The organism is Paraburkholderia sp. BR10937 (assembly GCF_040965695.1).
GTDB lineage: Bacteria > Pseudomonadota > Gammaproteobacteria > Burkholderiales > Burkholderiaceae > Paraburkholderia.
Genome location: NZ_JBFRCL010000018.1, coordinates 112830 through 130985, shown reverse-complemented (window position 1 = coordinate 130985; position 18156 = coordinate 112830). Strand labels below are relative to the sequence as shown.

14 protein-coding genes and 1 pseudogene are annotated in these 18156 nt (G+C 57.8%); 1 reads left to right on the top strand and 14 read right to left on the bottom strand.

Features of this window, described 5'->3' with window-relative positions; translation table 11 throughout:
• Positions 1-53 precede the first annotated feature (53 nt).
• A complete protein-coding gene (locus AB4Y44_RS17130) occupies positions 54-1076 on the bottom strand; it encodes a class I SAM-dependent methyltransferase (protein WP_368700308.1) in 1023 nt (340 codons plus the stop codon).
• Positions 1077-1331: 255 nt separating this feature from the next.
• Here AB4Y44_RS17130 and cysC point away from each other — a divergent pair, with 255 nt between their 5' ends.
• Entirely contained in the window at positions 1332-1940 is a 609-nt protein-coding gene (gene cysC / locus AB4Y44_RS17125) for an adenylyl-sulfate kinase (protein ID WP_368616890.1), read from the top strand.
• Between the two features lie 41 nt (positions 1941-1981).
• On the opposite strand, the gene AB4Y44_RS17120 is transcribed toward cysC, so the two are convergent.
• From AB4Y44_RS17120 to rfbG, 13 genes and pseudogenes are all read right to left on the bottom strand, one after another.
• On the bottom strand, positions 1982-3865 hold the full coding sequence (locus AB4Y44_RS17120) for a polysaccharide biosynthesis protein (protein WP_368700307.1): 1884 nt from the start codon (positions 3863-3865) through the stop codon (positions 1982-1984).
• A 320-nt stretch (positions 3866-4185) separates the two neighbouring features.
• The gene (locus AB4Y44_RS17115; RefSeq protein WP_368700306.1) at positions 4186-5208 is read right to left on the bottom strand and encodes a glycosyltransferase family 4 protein; all 1023 of its coding nucleotides are present in this window, start codon (positions 5206-5208) and stop codon (positions 4186-4188) included.
• Positions 5205-6188 carry an NAD-dependent epimerase/dehydratase family protein gene (locus AB4Y44_RS17110; protein ID WP_368700305.1) on the bottom strand — a complete coding sequence of 328 codons (984 nt, stop codon included), beginning with the start codon at positions 6186-6188 and terminating at the stop codon, positions 5205-5207. The genes AB4Y44_RS17115 and AB4Y44_RS17110 overlap by 4 nt, the downstream gene beginning before the upstream one ends.
• Positions 6189-6632: 444 nt before the next feature.
• The gene (locus AB4Y44_RS17105; protein WP_368700304.1) at positions 6633-8039 is read right to left on the bottom strand and encodes a hypothetical protein; all 1407 of its coding nucleotides are present in this window, start codon (positions 8037-8039) and stop codon (positions 6633-6635) included.
• Between the two features lie 141 nt (positions 8040-8180).
• The gene (locus AB4Y44_RS17100) at positions 8181-8480 is read right to left on the bottom strand and encodes a hypothetical protein (RefSeq protein ID WP_368700303.1); all 300 of its coding nucleotides are present in this window, start codon (positions 8478-8480) and stop codon (positions 8181-8183) included.
• A 13-nt stretch (positions 8481-8493) separates the two neighbouring features.
• Positions 8494-9494 (bottom strand): annotated as a pseudogene (locus tag AB4Y44_RS17095) (IS630 family transposase); the annotation flags it as partial.
• Positions 9495-9783: 289 nt separating this feature from the next.
• Positions 9784-11733 (bottom strand): hypothetical protein, encoded by a 1950-nt coding sequence (locus AB4Y44_RS17090; protein ID WP_368700302.1) that lies wholly within the window; start codon positions 11731-11733, stop codon positions 9784-9786.
• Positions 11734-11905: 172 nt separating this feature from the next.
• Positions 11906-13225 (bottom strand): NAD(P)/FAD-dependent oxidoreductase, encoded by a 1320-nt coding sequence (locus AB4Y44_RS17085; protein ID WP_368700301.1) that lies wholly within the window; start codon positions 13223-13225, stop codon positions 11906-11908.
• 13 nt (positions 13226-13238) lie between these two features.
• Positions 13239-14264: a lysylphosphatidylglycerol synthase transmembrane domain-containing protein gene (locus AB4Y44_RS17080; protein ID WP_368700300.1), complete on the bottom strand. Its 1026-nt coding sequence runs from the start codon at positions 14262-14264 to the stop codon at positions 13239-13241.
• Positions 14265-14396: 132 nt separating this feature from the next.
• The gene (gene rfbF, locus AB4Y44_RS17075; RefSeq protein ID WP_368700299.1) at positions 14397-15176 is read right to left on the bottom strand and encodes a glucose-1-phosphate cytidylyltransferase; all 780 of its coding nucleotides are present in this window, start codon (positions 15174-15176) and stop codon (positions 14397-14399) included.
• 10 nt (positions 15177-15186) lie between these two features.
• Positions 15187-16149, bottom strand: coding sequence for a glycosyltransferase family 2 protein (locus AB4Y44_RS17070; RefSeq protein ID WP_368700298.1), 963 nt, complete (start codon positions 16147-16149; stop codon positions 15187-15189).
• Entirely contained in the window at positions 16146-17015 is an 870-nt protein-coding gene (locus AB4Y44_RS17065) for an NAD-dependent epimerase/dehydratase family protein (protein ID WP_368700297.1), read from the bottom strand. Before AB4Y44_RS17065 ends, AB4Y44_RS17070 begins: the two co-directional genes overlap by 4 nt.
• A complete protein-coding gene (gene rfbG, locus AB4Y44_RS17060; RefSeq protein ID WP_368700296.1) occupies positions 16994-18070 on the bottom strand; it encodes a CDP-glucose 4,6-dehydratase in 1077 nt (358 codons plus the stop codon). The genes AB4Y44_RS17065 and rfbG overlap by 22 nt, the downstream gene beginning before the upstream one ends.
• Positions 18071-18156 lie beyond the last annotated feature (86 nt).

Sequence of the window (18156 nt, the reverse complement as noted above, 5' to 3'; positions counted from 1 at the left end):
AAGGGAAGGCGGCTAGCCCCCAGAACTAGGGGCCAGCGATTGCGGCAAAAAAGCTACATCGGGATAAAACGAGGATTGCGCCATGCCTGCACGCCGTCCACGGCCAACTCTGGCTTTCGGTTGTTGACCTGATAGAAGGCGGGCCGCTCCATCTCGATGACCCAGTCGGTGGGCGAGAGAATGTCGTACAGCCTGCCCTCGATGTGTTTCGAGTGAGTGCCGATTAGCAAATAGGCCAGCTTCTCATTGAGAATCGGCAGGCACGCTTCGATCAAGTCAGCTTCTCCACCCTGAATGTCGATGTGCAGCAGGTCAATGCGGTCGCGCCCTGCAATGGCCGCTTCGAGCGAGATCATGGGCAGCAGGTCGTGACTGCCGCTCGCCACGGCTTGATCCTGTTGAGCTTGCGTGGCGTTAAATACCGGCGCCGATCCCCAACTGTGTCCGGGGTGCTCCTGGCGCGGAAATAAAGCGGTTCCGTCACTGGCGGCTGCAATACCGCGATGGAGGGTGTACTCGTCGCTGGAGAATCCATTGCGGGCTAATGCCTCACGAGCGAATTCGACGTGACCTTCGTCGCCCTCGATGCCGATGACATGGACCTTCCGGCCGGTGCGCTTCGCAGCCACGCCCATGTTGTTCATCCAGCACCCCCAGCCGCAACCCAACTCGATCATTGTGAAGCTGTCGGGCCGGGACAGTTCCACCGCATGCAGTGCCGACGCCCATTCCGCGATGTCGGCATGCCAATTAGCCGGCAATGGAAACTGCTCCAGCTTTCCACCTTGGTCGGCCAGAAAGCTAAAGATCTTGGGGTCCACTAACACCCCGAGCCAGTTTGTCTGGAATCCCGGCGTAGGTTTGCGATCTTGTACTTCGTGTCGTCGCATGCACGCCAGCGCATCGAAACTGGCGAAGTAGGCAAAGAAGGGAGTGCCGCGAGCCGCCTCGACAAGGGCTTCCAGATTCCGTACACGCTCTTCGGCGGAGAGCAACGCCACCGCTAGATCGTTGCGGTTGTCGTGCAGCCGACGCAAGGGGCCGATCGTGCGGCCGAGGCTTGTCATGATGGTCATGCAGTCTCCTCTTATGAAGGTCCGGGTGCAGCATCACCGGCCCCTGAAATCCAAAATCCAACCGATCGTGCAAATCGTACCTGCTGAAGGTAAACGATTTTTGTCACTACAGTACTAGCGGGGTTCTCGGTACGTGAATCATTACACAGAATTACAAGCCTGCAGATTTGTTGCGGTTTATTACATCCGCGTTACACGAACTGCTTCGAAACGTTAGAATGCGAATCAGGTTTACGTTGATCGAGGCGGTAAGAAGTGAATACAGCAACGTCGGCTGGAGTTGTCATCTGGCTCACCGGCATGTCCGGAGCGGGCAAGTCGACAGTCGCGCGCGCGTTGGTCAATCGACTGCAAACGTTTGCCCTTCGAGCAACGATGCTCGATGGCGACGTTCTGCGCACGGGCCTCAATTCAGATCTTGGTTTTAGTGACGCCGAGCGTACGGAAAATCTCAGGCGCGTCGCCCATGTGGCGGCGCTGTTTTGCAATGAGGGGTTTGTAGCCGTCACGGCGACCATTTCACCCGAGCCCGAGCACCGCGAAAATGCACGGCGCATCGTCGGCGAATCCGCGTTTGTCGAAGTGTTTGTCGACACGCCGCTCGAAGTTTGCGAAAAGCGCGACCCCAAAGGGTTATATCAACGCGCCCGCCGCGGGGAGATCGCACAATTCACTGGCATCGCCTCACCCTATCACCCGCCGGCTCATCCAGATCTCACACTGCATACGCAAGACAATACGGTCGAAAGTTGTGTCGACCGTATTGTCGATTATCTGGTGCGTAACCGCCGTTTCGCCATTGGCAGTGCGGGAGAGCGATCGCTCAAGATGACGAATCTTCGTGCTGTCGTTAGCGGGAAATAATCAAGGGCCGGCGAATCGCACTCGCCTCTTCGCCCCCGGAATCAGCCAGTGGCTCTGACCGACGTTCCACCCACACTTTGGAGCTTCGACACGCTCGACGGTTGGTACTCCGGCACCCAGCGGCGAAGATCGCGGCGCACTTCGTCGTCGCCCGGAACGCGGTGCTGCATCAACCACGGCAACAATTCGTCCAGCAGATTGACGGGCACCTCGCGCGCCCGCGCGATGCGCAGCTTCGGGTGCGCCGTACGCGCGGTCATCTCGTCATCGGCCAGCAACTCCTCATAGAGTTTCTCGCCGGGACGCAAGCCACTAAACTCGATACGGATCTGATCTTCGGCAAAGCCATAAAGACGGATCAGGTCACGCGCCAGATCGACGATCTTGACTGGCTTGCCCATATCGAGAATGAAAATCTCGCCGCCCTGCCCCATGCTCGATGCCTGAAGCACGAGCTGCGCCGCCTCGGGAATCGTCATGAAAAAGCGGGTTATCTCCGGATGCGTGACGGTCACGGGACCGCCCCTCGCAATCTGCTGCTGAAACTTCGGGATGACACTTCCCGCGCTACCCAGTACGTTTCCGAAACGCACGGTCTCGAACTGTGTGCGTTCGCTCGTCTGCTGCAGCGCCTGGCACGCCATCTCGGCGAGGCGCTTGCTCGCGCCCATGACGTTGGTCGGATTCACGGCCTTGTCAGTCGAGATCAGCACGAAATGGCGCACGTTGTTGCGGATCGCTGCGGTCGCGACCCGGTACGTGCCAAGCACATTGTTGCGCAGAGCCTGCCATGCATTGAGCTCCTCCATCAACGGCACGTGCTTGTATGCCGCCGCATGGAAGACGATATGCGGGGCGTAACGCGACATGACGTGGTCGAGCAGCAGCGAGTCCTTCGCATCGCCGATGAACGAGATCATCGCCTGGTCGGGAAAGCGCTCGCGGATCTCTTCGGTGAGGCGGTAGATCGCGTACTCGGACAAGTCGAATGCAATGAGCTGCGCGGGCTGGAACTTCAGGATCTGGCGGCAGAGTTCGGAGCCAATCGAGCCACCCGCGCCCGTGACCATCACCACGCGGTCTCGCAGCAGCGCCTCGACGTGGGCGGTGTCGATGTTGACCGCTTCACGGCCAAGAAGGTCTTCCAGGTCGATCTGGCGAATCTGGGAAAGAAAACCCTGGCTAGGCATCAGGGCCGTGAGCGAAGGCAAGACCATCGCCTTGACGCCAAGGCGCACACAGAGCGTAGCGAGGCGTCGCTGCGTCTCCATGGGCGCGGACGGGATCGCGATGATCACATGCTCGACCTTGAGCGTCTCCGTCCAGCGCGCGATCTCATCGATCGTGCCGAGGACCTTATAGCCATAGATCTCGCGGCCCCGCTTCGCGACGTCGTCATCGAGCAGACCGACCAGGCGCCATTCACCCGAACGCGACAGTTCACGCGCGAGACTCGCGCCCGCGCCACCCGCACCGAGAATCAGTACGGGCTTGCCGCGACCGACAAGACCGCCGTACAGATAGAACTCTTTACTGGCCCGGTAGATCGCTCGCGCGCCGCCCATCGCGAGGAACAGTAGCATCGGCGTAAGCAGGAGGACCGAGCGTGGAATGATCGGTTTCGGCTGAAACATGACCGCGCCGATCATCACGACGAGCGCACCGACCACGATCGCCTTCGCGATGCGCATCAGATCGGGCAGGCTCGCGAATACCCACAAGCCACGGTACAAGCCGAAGGTGCGAAACATCGCGCCGTAGACGGGAAGCACCCAGAAGAGCGCAACACATGCGCCCTTAAAAAAGGGAGCCGGAATTTCACCGTTGAAGCGGACGACGTACGCGACGAGCCATGCCGCCACTGCGGCCAGCATGTCGAAGAAGAAAACACCGAACGACAACCAAGATGCCTTGGATCGCAACATTGGCGGCAAACCTCGAAATTATTTCGCGTCGGATTCTGGGGAGCCTGCCCTATGAAGATCGATGAGGAACTCCCGGGAGGCAAATCTCCATACCACGCACCTAAACTTGGCCATTGCTGCCACAGGGACCCGCTCCATGCCGCGGCGCCGCAGCAGTTATTATGCCCGCAAGCCTGACGGGGTACCAAACGATCGGAGCGCACCGCGCGCTGATCTTGATGCTTGTGCCGCGCCGCAGGAATTTCCCTGAAGAAACAAACGTCTCAGCCGTGTTACAGATGCGTCAGCATTTAAAGGGAAGAATCAACCGCAAAGCTCGGCTATTTCTCGTTAGAAGTCTGAAAGCTTCGCCAACGCCTATCGATGACGACGGCACAGCACCCCAGAACGCCGTACCACGCTGCAAAAATCAGCCATTGCTGCCACGTCGGCCGCCCCAGCGCCCAAAGTGCGACCATGACACCCGCAAACATCACGGCATACCAGTAGATTGCGGTGCGACTGTGACCGATACCCGAGCGCACCATGCGTTGATAGTAGTGCTCCCGATGCGCTTGCCAGAATTTTTCCCCACGACACACGCGCCTCAGCAATGTAATCGACGCATCCGCAATAAACGGGGAAAAAACAAGGGCTGGAAACCAGAGCGGCCAGACGGCGCCGCGCCAGCCCCAGTAGCCGAGTGCGCCCGCCAGGAAGCCGAGTGTGATCGAGCCGGCGTCACCCAGGAACAATTTCGCCGGGTGAAAATTGAGGAACAGGAAGCCGAGTGCAGCCCCGGCAAGTGCGGCACCCGTCTGCGCCAACGCCTGCGAAGGATGCCCTGTGGCCAGAGCCGCCGCTGCATAGGCGCCGAAACCAAACAGCGCCATGCCGCCCGCAAGGCCATCAGCGCCGTCCATGAAGTTGTACAGGTTGATCAGCCAGAGCATCAGGAAGCCGATGCCTGCGAGCAGCCACCAAGGTGCGCCCGCAGGCCAGATGACGATAAGAGCGACCACTGCCGCGCAATGGACGGCAAACCGGATGCGCGCGGGCAAATCGCGACGATCGTCGATCTGCGACACCAAGGCGAGCGCCGCCGCTCCCGCCGCGATCAACCACATCTGCGGTGCGTGCCATAAAAGCGCCGCGAGGCCGACCGGTACGACCCCCCAACCGCCCACGCGCGGAATCGGCTTGACGTGAAGCGAGCGATGATTCGGCACATCGGTCGCGATACGCCAGGCGAGACCGCTCGAAAGCAAGCCCCGCAGGATCAGAAAACTTGCCAGGGCCGACGCCGCGGCCGTAAGCAGCACGATCCAACCGGATGTTGCGATTACGTCAAAAACCTCGCTCATGCGCGCCCCTGCTCCTTGCGACATGCGCGATACCAGTCGGCCGTCGCGCGCAGTCCCTCGTCCAGCGTGTACGGCGGGTGCCAGCCCGACAACTGTCGCTGGATCGCCGATGCATCGAGAACCAGACTTTCGGTGAGACGCTCGATTTGCGCGGTTCTTCCCGTGAGCCTGCCGGCGAGTTTGAGAAGCGACACGGGCACCGGTATGAGCCGTGCCGGGCGGCCGAGATGCCTGCCAATGGCACGCAGCAGGTCCGCGACGGAAGGCGCGACATCGTCTGCCAGATGAAAACAACCGTTTGCTGAGCGTGCGTCGGATGCGCAATGCATGAGCGCGTCGGCCAGATTGTCGACGAACAGCAGGCTGCGCTGGGCATCCACGGCGCCCAACGGCAACGGTGTCCCGCGCCAGACGGTATCGAGCATCTTGCGGAAGTTGGCGCCGACGTCCGGGCCATAGACGAGTGGTGGCCGTACGACCACGACATCGAGTCCCGTCTCGCTGCGCAACTCGGCCAGTGACCGTTCCGCCGCAAGCTTCGAGCGGCCGTAGGCGTCGTCGGGTTGCGCGAGCGCGTCTTCTCGCAGCGGTTCGCGCGTGCCCCCGCTCCCCGCGATTGCCTTGATGCTGCTCACGTAGATGAATCGACGCACGCCATTACGCTGTGCGGCGCGCGCGACGCGTAGCGTCCCCTCGACGTTGGTCGCATTGAAGGCTCGCTGCGTCTCGTCACTCTCCGTTTCATTCATGACGTGCACGCGCGCGGCAAGATGCACGACACAGTCGACATCGCCGGTCGGTGCCGGCCAATGCACGTCGATATCGGCGAATTCCGGCGTGCCATGAACCCATTCCACGACGCCAGCCGGGGCTGTGCCAGCACGGCGGACGATACCGGTTACGCGGTGTCCGTTTTCGACCAGGGTACGGCATAAGGCGCGGCCCACGAAGCCATTCGCGCCCGTTACCACGACATGCATCGGTGTTGGTTCCAGGTAGTGTGGTTAGAAAATAATGCGCCCATTGGTGACACACTCAATCAGCAGACAACGTTAGTTTAACGCGTGGTTGGCACGTCTCGGATCCACCGGCCCATGTGGGCTACCTCCAAAGAATCAACGTGGATGAGGCAATCCGATCGCCGCCGTTCTGCGTAGCCTTCGCGCCTCCGCTGCCCCCAACACGATTGGATGACCAGAGAGATGCCCTACAGAACGCCCTAAAACCTCTCGGGGTTGGCCTCCTCCCCCAACGTCAAAAGCTATACGCTGGATGGCGCTCAAATCGCGACGAGGATCAAACGACAATTTGCAGATCTGAGCGAGATGGTAATTCCCGCAGTCCTTGACGATGGAAAATCAACGTAAGATGCCGCCGACTCACGAGTCTGGGGGAAAAGCTTTTCTGCGCCCTGCCGTCCGTGACTAGTGAGTCGCAACCGTCGACCTCAACACAAATATCGGAGAGGTCGAGATATATTGGCTTAAGTATGCACGCGCCCACGGCTCGTATAGCGAAGATTCGACGTCGATGTCCGGGCCTCGTTTGAAGCCTCGCGCGATCTCTCCCGCAGATGTTGGCAACCCAATCAAGAGGGTGAGGACAATTGCGGCTTTCAAACGGACGTTACAACGGCAGATAGCGTCTGCGAGAAGTATTGGCAGGACGCTAAGGGCTGGAATGGAGGCGCGCATTCCAAAGTCATTTGTGACGCCTATTTTGTATAGCGGGATGACGCAGAGGGATGCGATTGCCATCCAGAAGTATTTGCGGTACCTCTCGCAAGCAAAAAGCAGAACCGCCAGCGGAAGTCCGATTTCGACCAAAAGAAAGCGAGCGTACGCCGGCCATGAGAAACATGGTCCATCTTCGATCGTACAAGGCAGCGTCCATATAAATCCATGGGGCACCGAATTGGCGCCGGCTGCTAGATAGCTGGCAATCGGCAACGCGATCAAGAGCACGGATCCCGCCTGCTTCCATTCGAGAAACACAGATTTGAGCCAATATCTCTTAGGGACCAGCAACAAGAATGGTGCGAGCCCCATCACCGAGAATGGCGACCATAGCAGGATTGCGGAGAATACGAGTCCAATGTAGGGAATTAAGCGCGGATTTGCCCGTTGTCGCATAAGCAGTCCAATGCCTATCCATGAAGGAATCGCATGCTGGGGAGTCCAAAATACCGACGTCGTACTGGCTGGATAGGAAATCCACCCGGACCACCACTGTAGATGATATATTGGACCGTGCTGGTATCCTGTGAAGGCATATCCGATTAGATCCGCTCCACCAAAAATTACGAAAACCAACGGAGCGACGATAGCGCTGGCCCTGTCTCCCAAGACAGCAGCAATGACTCTGAAGAAGAGAAAAACGCCAAGCACGGACCAAAGCGATAACGCAATATTTTGAACGTGAGGTGTCAAGGCCTTTAAGATGAGAGCCGGGACCAAATACCAACCAAGCGAATAACGAAGTACTCCACCCTGATCGGCCATTTCAACCGGCCAAGGATACTGGGCAAGCGCATTCACGATTGCGTAGTGCTTTGTCCAGTCGCTATTCTGGTGTAGTGGCCCGATGCCACCGGAAAGCCAGATCCAGGCGCATGCCAGGACCAAGAAATATACGCTCGTTAGCGATGGAACCATCCGATCATGCCGCGCTTTTCGGCCTACCAGCCTGTAGGCACAATATGCGATGAATGCACAACCCGGTATTGCCACAGCGATACGAGTGAAGGTCGCCAAAAACAGAAACGTCGGCGCGACAAGGTAAAGGATCGCCGATGTTTCGAACCATTCCAAAGGGGCGTCTGAATTTAGCATTGCAAATGCTGGCGGCACAAAAGAACACATATCATGCCACAAGAGTCGCGACTAACTTGACGCGAAACTGGCTGGCACCCCTCAAGAGATTCTGTCGCTTCGAGTCTCTCGAATGACTAGTACAACATCCCGTAAATACATTTAATAATTATCGGGCTGCAGATAGGGCTGCAGCAGCGTGACCACCACATCGGCCATCTCGTCGAGCGAACCCGTGCCCGGAAGCGGCTCCCAACGCCCGCTATGGCTACGAAAGGCAGCGCGATACCGATTGCGCCCGAGCTCAGTTAGCCGCGCCACGACGGTTGGCTCGTCGTCGTCCAGACGCTTGATCAGCAGGTGACGCCCGTAAGCTTGGGTGACGATCTGCTCGTGGCCGAGCAGGCTGCGCAGTTGACGCTGCAGTTCAGCACCGTAGTGTTTGGCGGGTAAAGCTGGCATCTGCGTTCCTCGATTACGATGCGCCGCTTTGCAGCGGATAGCCCCGGAAATTCCATTTGAAGGGGCGGGCGACCTGATTGTGCTCGCCGACGAACTGCTCGGTGCGCTCGCGCAGGTGCGCGGTGCTGGTGTGGCTGGCATGGCGCAGCACCCGGGGGGTATAGCGGGCAAACCAGAGTTCGATCTGATTGACCCAGCTTGCGTGCAACGGCGTGAAGTGGAAGTGAAACCGCTTGCCATGCCGAGCATTGAACGCCTGCCACACGGCTTGGGCGCGATGCGTGTTCAGGTTGTCCCAAACCACGTGCACCTGTTTGTCTGGGTACGCGGCTGCCACGCGTTCCATGAAGGCTACCAGATCGTCATGGGTGCGCCGCTCGCGGCACTCTGCCAGCACCGTTCCGGTATGCACATTGAGCGCGGCAATCAATGCCTGGGTGCCGTGCCGGATATATTCGAACTCACGGCGACGCAGCCGTCCTGGCGCGGGCGCCCGTCCCGCGTGCTTGCGCTCAATGGCCTGAATGCCGGTCTTCTCGTCGATGCTGAGCACGACCGCGTTTCGCGGCGCCTTGCGGTACAGCTTGCAAATCACGTTGACCTTCTCGCGAAACGCCGGGTCTGGACTGTGCAGCCACTGCTGTACCCGATGCGGGCGTACGTCGCCGGCCTGCAAAATGCGCTGCACGTGACTGCGGCTGATCTGCTCGACGACGACGCGCTCCACAGCGCGTGCCGCAATCTCGTCGAGTGTCGGCGTGGACCGTCCCTCAGGTTCCTGCGCTTCACACGCCAGAGCAATCAACTGCAATCGCGCTTCGTGCGTGATGCGTGGCGGACGGCCACTGCGCTCGGTTCGCGAATACCCTGGACACCTTACCAGGCAATACGCTTGCGCCACAGGCAGACCGTTTGCACCGAGACACCCAATTCCCGCGCAATCACCGTACTGGAGTGGCCCTCGTGGGCCCACAACGCGATACGCGCGCGCATTACATCTCGCTGCGCGGCTGAATACCAAAAAACATCGACGATGGCTTATCTGTCGTCATCGAGTGTAACTGACGAGCATTCCACCTTGCGGCGAAGCATCTACTTTTTTCATTTGCTTCGCGTTCACGCCACCACCATCACTGTCAGCCCCGCCAACGATGCACCCGGCCGTCGGCAAGCCGCGATGCGCTTACGCTCGCCCTTCGAGTCATACGGATGCAGCCCCCTCAATTCATATCCGCCCCAGCCGTAGGCAAAAAATTCAAAGTTAGTATCGGTATCGCGGCTAACTGCAACCCTCGCCCTTCTTTCAGTGAGAGAACTCAATTTCCCTGATGCCAATGCCTAGCCTCCGGCTATCCTCGCTGAGACCCGCCTCCTTGGGCGAGATCGCGTCAGGGAGGTCAAAGCGCAGCTTTATTTGCCCGGCTGTCAAAGGCGGCAGTTGTATGCTCAGCGTTTGCTGCGTGCCATCCAGGGTGAACTGTTGAGGGGCGGCCTCGTTTACGGAGACCAGAACGTTTTGACGACGGCCGTCCGGCGAAAAAGTTGTTAGGCTTATATGCGCCGAAGTCGCATTTGGCGCGCGACAAGTCAAGGTGGCATGCGCCCCGTCGGTCCAGCGGCCCCAATCTTCGGCACTACTAAAGCCAGACAATATCGAATTGGGGATATTGCCTTGTTTGCTGAAGTCGATGGTTTGAGAGCAGAGAAACCTTGCTTGGCTGGCCTCGGCATCAGTAAGGTAGAAGTAATCCCCGCCCTGCACGCCAGCGGACTTAACGTGTGCCTTCACAGTCGCGGCGAGCAAATTCGCTGCAAAACCGCAGCCGGGGCCACCATAGATGGGACCATCGCCTCCGTTTAGCAAAATTTTCCTGCAGTCGGGGCCAATCACGGCATATGCGCGTTGCAATTCTGGATCTTCTCCAATTCCGCCATACCTCCCCTTAAAGATTTCGGCAGGCGGATTATACGTGTTAGGCAAATACGTCTGAACGAGGCGTGAAACTGGCGATGGCGAGATATAACCAGCCTCGCTCAGTTGTGGCCGTTGATATCTAAACGTAAATCCGAAACACAGAACTACAAGTACCGTGATGAACGCCTTTTGTGTCTTGGAAACGCGCAGAAATGTGCCAATAAGTGACGCCGCCAGCGGATAAAAAAGAGGAATGTACCAAGTCGCATAGCGCGCGAGGCCAGGGGTACCTCCCGAGTTGAGATTTTCGGTCGATGATTGAACCGGAAGATTGATGGCCAGATAGCATGCGGAAAAGAAAACGTGATTCTTTACGCTTTGACTGTTCCAGCCTGATCTTTTCAACGCGATCAAGCCATAGACGACGAGGACAATCCCAAGTGGCCAGTTCGGGAAGAGACCAACATCCGGATCAAAGAGCCAGATATATGCGATTTTCAGATTGAGGCCGACCTTCGCCCCCCCTGCGAGAAATTGCGGATCGAAGACCCCGTACCGAAAAAAATAGTAGAGAGGATGTACGAACACCAGGAGTGCAGAAAACGCAAGCGCAACCACCTCAAAAAATGAGTAGGTGCGGTGCTTACGACGATACAGATCGATCAACAACGGTACGAAGGCCACCGCTGCGAAGCTGATATTTTGCGTTGATGCCACCGCCAGAAACAACGCGGCTGCAAAAAAAAGGGAGGAGTTGCATGCGATAACCCCAGCCAGAACAAAGCAGAACGTAAAGAACTCAGTATGTACCTTGTCCATGAACCAGATCATGGGTGAGCAAACCGTCAACAACAGGACGCCACCAAGTCCCTTCCACCCCGCCAGCCTGAGAGCCATCACCAATACCATTGCAAAAAGCACGGCGTGCGTGAACAAAAAGGCGTTGTGAGGTGTCAATCTGATACCAACGGCAGAAGGTATCAAGCTGAGAAAAGCCGTCAGCCCGCTATATGCCCAGAAGTGATTCACGTCGGCCGTAACGCCTAGCCTGAGAGCGGGAAACATGCCCATCAATTGCTGCAGCGGGACCATTGCTCTGATCGCCCCCGAATCGAACAGCGCGGTATATTGAGCCCAGCTTGCAGGGGTCATAAAGGGGCGCAGCGTGTCCTTCCAGGCGAGGAACAGTGCGTAGTACTCGGATCCGTCGCCTACCCGTGTAGGCGTCAACCGGGTCATGGCAAACACAAACGCGAGCGCTGGGACGAGGAGCGCAATTGCGTACATCCAATAGCGCGCGCTGGCCTGCGCCTGGGGACGCGTCGTGACTTCTTGCATGATTTATGTATTCACGAAAAAATTGATTCGATGTGCTGGGCTACCGACAGCTCCTCGATGGACGCACCGGCCTGCGTTGCGCTGAAACCTGCTCGGCGCAACATGTAGGCCGCGCACCGATACATGCCAGCTTCCCATAGGCGATGAACGATCCATCGGACCCGCGCTAACGTCAGGCCAAGAGTTCGTTGATCTTCACCGCGGCAGACTTGCCCTCCCGCACCGCGTAGTTCGTCCCTCGGTCTTCCGGATAAATCTGCGCCATCGTTGAAATCATCGCATTCGAGAATGGCGTTTTGGCGGACGGAACATACTTCGAATAATCGCGCTCGGTGACCGGTTGCGCATATTCCGCGCGCCAAACCTTCGCATCCTGAACCCACGATCTTTTCATTTCCGGGAACATCCGCTGAAGATGCTTGACGGCAAAGTCGAGATATTGATCGTCGCTAAAGCTCCAGACAGGATCCTGCGTCGCGAGGTAGCGAGACACGAAAACGAGGTGCTTGCCCTGATAATTCTCTGGCGGGTCGAAGTTCGTGTGCTCGATCACGCCGACAAACGGAAAGCCGGGATCGTTCACGTTGAGCCAGTATGTATCCGACAAGCTGCGATCCAGCTGCAGCACCAGACACATATTGCCCAGGTACTTGACGCGTTGAAGCGACTGCAGCCAATCGGGGCTAGCCACGTCTTTTAGGATGTCCGCAATGATGGGGAACGAAGGCGTGAACAGAAATTGCTTCGCCGAGATTTCCCCTTCCGAGGTCTTCAGCGAGAGCAGTTTGCCGTCCTTGACGTTGGCGCCGGACACATCGACGCCGTAGCGGATCTCGCCGCCAGCCTTGTTGATTGCCTCAGCCATGAATTGCGCCAACCGGCCAAATCCGCCACGGAAATAGGCCAATTGTTCGCCGCCCTGCTTGTCCCGCGTACTGCCTCTGAGCACCAGTTTTTTCCAGAACCAGACGGCATTGACCGCGTCGGCGTACACGGAGAACTTCGATTCGATCAGCGGTTGCCAGACGATTCGAAATACGTTCTTCCCACAGAGCGGCTCGAGCCATTCCCGAATGGAGAGGTGCTCGATCTCCTTCCAGTCGCGGATCTTGCGCACCTTGAAGACCAGAAGTCCAAGCCGGATGCGGTCGATAATGGAAAGCGGCTTGAATTTGAGCAGATCGAGCGGCGTCGACAAGCGCCAGAGGCGGCCATTGAAGTACATGCCCGTACGAGACGGCTGCGTTACGATCAGGTCCTCCACTCCGAGCTCGCGCGCGATCTCCGGAATGTAGTCATCGTTGTTGAACCAATGATGGTAGAACTTCTCTACGGTGACACCGTTGTCGAACTCAAATGTTCCCGCAAGGCCACCTGCACTATTGTCTTTCTCGAGCACCAGAACCTTCCGTCCTGCGCGAGAGAGATCCAGAGCGGCCGCCAAACCCGTAAAGCCAGCGCCGACAATTACAACGTCGTATTGATCGTGCATTACCTGATCCAATTCAAAAAGTGTTTTCTACGGCGTTACGTCGCTGAAAGAGAGACGGATTGAGCAGAATTGCAATTCCGCCGGCGACCGTCGTCGGTATCCACAGTGAGAGATGCGCGAGAACCGCGAAACTGGCCGCAGCCGGAGCCGAGCTTCCGAATACGACCGCCATCGAGTACGCAGCAAAATGGAAAGGTCCAACATATCCCGGCGATGACGGCACCAACGTCGAGAGCGTCGTCACCGCCATGATCATGAGCGCGGCTGGAAAATCCACGTCGATATTCAAACCGTGCAGGATCGACCAAAAAAGCCCCGTTTCACCAACCCAGATGCAAGCGGACAAGCCGGTCACGACGAGCAGCACGCTCAAACGCGACATGGCCCCAGTGCTGCCGACCAGGCCAGACACCGTGGCAATCACTTTCGCCAATTTTGCGCTTTTGCTCGCGACGCGGGCCTCGACATACGCAAGCACCTTGACTGCACGGCCGCTGAGCACCGCGATCACGAAAAGCAGTGTGCAGCCGACGACCGCGAGCAAGAACACGGTCCTCTGCAGCCACTCTGGAATCGTGGCCGACGAGCTTGCAAGCACGCCGACACCCAAACAGGCAAGCAACGTCAGCATGTCAATCAGCCGCTCGAACAGCAGGCTCGCGGTCGCGGTCACGCGGCTTACGCCAAGCGCGGCCGGGAAAACGAGCGCTCGAATGACATCGCCCGCCCGAAACGGCAAAACGTTGTTCAGCGTAATGGACCCGAGGAATGGCGCGGCACAACTCCTCGCGGAAATCACCGCCCCGCCGGCGCGCAACATCACTGCCCAACGCACGATGCGGAAGGTGTAGTCGAACGCGAGCGCGGCCATGCCAAGCGCAAAATAGTGCCAATGGAAATTCTCGACGGCAGTCTTGATCTCGTCGATGTCCACCTTCCGAAAAACAAGCACCAGACAAACAACGGATATCCCTAATCCTATTGCCTGTCGCGCATAGTTTTTCTTCGAACGGCCCACAGCGGGCGAATCTTTAGCCATTTTCTTGCAATAAGGCGGTTGTTACATGGTGACGAACGTGAGCGGGCTCAAGACGGGCAACAGTTGCCCTGGATTGGCGGGAACCAGCTGTTACGCGCCATCGCCCTTTCTCGCCGAGGCGCGATTCAAAGCCTACGCTATGTCCCAGACCCGCCATGGCGCGCGATCCGCCGACCACAATGCTTCGAGTTCCCGCTTGTCACGCAGCGTATCGCACGGCTGCCAGAACCCGCTATGTTGAAACGCGACCAGTTCCCCGTCTTTCGCCAGATTCGAAAGCGGGGCTCGTTCCCATGACGTTTGATCGTCGTCGATGTACGAAATCGCACCGGGTTCCAGGACAAAGAACCCGCCATTGATCCAGCCAATCTCGTCGTTGGGCTTCTCTTCGAAACTGGTCACCTGTTTCGAACCAGAGATGTTCAACACACCGAATCGGCCGGGAGGCTGTACGGCGGCTACGGTCGCAAGCTTTCCATGCGCACGATGGAATTCAATTTCCGCGCCGATGTCGATGTTCGACAGACCATCGCCATACGTGAGGCAGAACGTCTCCTGATCGACGTACGGCGCCACGCGCTTCAGACGCCCGCCCGTCATGGTATCGGGACCCGTATCGACCAGCGTTATGCGCCAATCCTCTGCATGATTGCTGAGAATTTGATGATCACCGGTCTTCAGATCGATGACCATATCCGACATGTGCCGGTAGTAGTTGAAGAAGAATTCCTTGATTACGTAGCCCTTGTAGCCAAGGCAAATCACGAAATCCTTGATGCCATGGTGTGCATACGTTTTCATGATGTGCCACAGCAACGGCTTTCCGCCGACCTCCACCATGGGCTTCGGCTTGGTATCGGACTCCTCGGCAATACGCGTTCCAAAACCACCAGCAAGAATAACCGCTTTCATAATATTCCTGTCAAAGCTTCAATTCAGTGGACTGCATGTTGAGACTCTGCTCAACAACAGCGACGGGATCGGCACGGAGCACCAGGTAGATTCTCAAAATATATTCGCCGATGATTCCCAGCAGAAATGCATTCAACCCAATGCCAAACAACACGAGTATGTGAATGCTGGCAAGGCCCTGTGGCAACGACGGATGCGAGAGCTTTAGAAAGACGTAATAAAGCGCGCCCACCAGACTGACTAGCAGAATCAGCACACCGACAAACGATGCCGCCCGCAGAGGCACGGTGGAATGGTTAAATACAGCCGTGAGGCCGAGCCGCAGCAATCGCCCAACATTGAACTTGCTCTTGCCTGCAGTTCGCGCGTCGCGATCATAGGGAATTCCGGTCTGGTTGAAACCCAGCCCCGCAATCGTGCCGCGCAAGTACGGACTCGCCGTCTTGACCTTCACAAGCAGATTGACGATTTTCCTGTCGATCAGACGAAAATCGCCAACATCCTTCGGTATCGGATGCTCGCTGATCTTGTCGATCACCCAATACCCGACTTTGCGGAATGCTCGAAGCAAGACGCCTTCTGGCCTCGCTTTTCTCACGCCGTATACGACCTGATAGCCACTGCGCCACTTCTCGTAGAACTCCTCGAGCATCTCTGGCGGGTCCTGCAAGTCCGCGTCGACCTGCATCACCGCATCGCCACGCGTATGCATGTAGTTGGCCAGAATCGAGCGCTGGAAACCGAAATTCTTGGAAAATCGAATCGCCCTCACCCTGCTATCGCGATCGGCGAGACGCGACAACAGAGACCATGTCCGGTCGTCGGAATGATTGTCAGAGAAAACAAATTCGAGGTCACAGCGATCGGCCATCTTGTCGGCCAGCGCACAGAGGCGGTCGTATAGCGTCTCGATGTTCCCCTCTTCATTGAGCACCGGAATAGAGATAGAGATGAGGTGCCGCTTGTTCGTCATTGACCAAGCCCTTCCGTCTGATTGGATTTTTCCGACAAGCATGATTTCATATACTCAACGATCGCCGGCAGCGACTCGCGAAACTTGATCGCAGCGGGCAGCATCACTGGCTCAAAGACTCTTGCAAAGTTCTCTTCAACAGGATCGGCAATGGCGCCGACTCTCAGCAGCTCGCTTTTTCCCAGCCCTTCAAATACGGCAACGGCAATGTCCCGTAGGGCAAGAGGGCTGCCATGACTCAACGCGATCGTTCCGCTCGTCGCCGATTCGGCCAGCCATCGGATAGCACGTGCCTCGTCTTCGAGATGGTGGTACTCGCGCAATTGCCGCCCCGATGTCATTGGAAATGGAGCGGAACGACGAATGGCGTCCAGGATCTGGCCGAGAAACATAAACGGAGTCGGCGCACCCAACCCGTATAGCGTGTGAATTTGCAGATGCAACGCTGTACCGCCGGAGCGAACCGAAGTGTTCACGTACTCGCTCAAGCGCCGCTTGCTTTCAACGTATGCATTTTGCGCTCCGGGAAAAGCTTCCATCACGGTGCCGAACGTGACGACTCGCATACCGAGCGGCGATACGGCAGCGATCAGATTTTTTGGCAGGTGAAAATTGACAGCCTGGAGCGACTCTGCCGGCAAACGCGGATCGAGCAGCCCCGATGTCACGAAGACGAGCGACTCGCCTGCCTGGCGCTCGAAATACTGGGTGATCTCGCGCTCGGCGCCGTCCCTCGACCATGCCTCATAGAGCATCCGATCCAGCATGACGAGGTCCGCGTCAGCATATTCACGGGCGATAGCCTGTCCTAGCCGCCCTCGCCCGCCGATCAGATAAATCCGCTTCACTGGATTGCCGCCCGCCACGCGTTGATCTGGTCTTCCGTAATTTCGCGAGCCGCAGCAGGATTCGCGTAGAAGTTGCTATACCAGGCCGAGGTCTGACGCACGGATTCCGCCGTATCCCAAACCGGTCGCCAGCCCAGTTGATTCCGCGCGAGGCCACTGTCCAGCGCCAACGCTTGCGCCTCAGGAAGCGGATCGTTCAAATATTCCAGTTCGGGCCGCCTCCAGCAGTCGCTCATCAATTCGAGCACTTCGCGCACCTGATATTGCGTGACATCGTGCGGCCCCAGGTTCCAGGCCTGCGCGACCTTACCAGGATTCCCGGATGCCAATCCGGCCAGGATCATGAGATAACCGTGCACGAGCGCAAGCACGTGCTGCCATGGCCGCGTGGCGTTCGGGAACCTGAGCGTGAGCGTATCGTTGCCAACAACAGCACGGACGAAATCCGGAATCAAGCGGTCTTCGGACCAGTCTCCGCCACCGATGATGTTACCGCCACGCGCAGTCGCGATCGCAGGCCCCTTGCCTTCGGACCACGGGTACGACGCAGCGTAGCTCTGGATAACCATTTCCGCAGCCGCTTTCGACGCGCTATAGGGATCCTTTCCACCAAGCGGATCGTTCTCGCGATATGGCCACGCCCATTCGTTGTTTTTGTAGACCTTGTCCGTCGTAATGCACAGGACACCCTTCACGCTCTTGACTGAGCGTGCCGCCTCCAGGACGTTGACCGTCCCCTGTGCATTGACCAGAAAGGTCCTCACTGGCTCGCGGTAGGAACGGCGCACCAACGGTTGCGCGGCAAGATGCAGGATCAGATCCGGCTCAAACGAGGAGACCGCCTCGAGCAGATGGTCGTAATCGACGATATCGCCGTACGTCGTTGCGATATCCTTGTCGAGACCTGCCGTCGTGAACAAGGATGGCGACGTTTCCGGTGGCAACGAGTAGCCGGAGATCCTGGCACCGATCATCTGCAACCACAAGCACACCCAGCTTCCTGTGAAACCGGTGTGCCCCGTCACAAGTATTTTCTTGCCGGCCAACGCTGCTTCAAAAGTATTCGTTCCCATCGGTATTCGGCATATCCTAAAAATAATTTGCGCAGCGCGTGCTCATCGCGCAAACAACGGTCGCGCTTGCAAAGTCACATCGCCAC